The organism is Acinetobacter sp. P8-3-8, from assembly GCF_000214135.1.
In the GTDB taxonomy this organism is placed as follows: Bacteria; Pseudomonadota; Gammaproteobacteria; order Pseudomonadales; family Moraxellaceae; genus Acinetobacter.
The window spans coordinates 1-444 of sequence record NZ_AFIE01000167.1 but is presented as its reverse complement, the minus strand read 5'-3'; the positions used below and the strand labels follow the sequence as shown (position 1 = coordinate 444).

Sequence of the window (444 nt, the reverse complement as noted above, 5' to 3'; positions counted from 1 at the left end):
GGGTCTGTTGACATTTTAAGTATAAAATTTACCCGACAAAGGTAACCAAATAAATATGCAAGCTAATGCAACCGCGCCTTCATAGCTACATCTTAGTTTATCATATCTTGTTGCTATTCCTCTGAATTGCTTGAGTCTACAAAACGCATTCTCTACTAAGTGTCTGATTTTATATAAATACCAATCCATGTGGTCATTATTTGACTGTGTATTTGATTTTCTTGGAATATTCGCTTTAGTTTTTTTCGTTGATATTTGTTCTCTCAATGATTCAGAGTCATATCCTTTGTCTGCACAAATAACTTCTGTTTCACTCAAATCCAGTTTCTCTATCATTTTTGGAGCAATCTTAACATCATGTGTTGTTCCATCCGAGATAATGATTTCAAGAGGATTTCCATCTGCATCAACAGCTAAATGTATTTTAGAACTATTTCCACCAAT

1 protein-coding gene is annotated in these 444 nt (G+C 33.6%); it reads right to left on the bottom strand.

What is annotated here, in order from left to right; translation table 11 throughout:
- Nucleotides 1–15: 15 nt before the first annotated feature.
- On the bottom strand, nucleotides 16–444 hold a 429-nt coding region (locus GGG_RS0119175), incomplete at its 5' end, for an IS5 family transposase (RefSeq protein WP_029574744.1).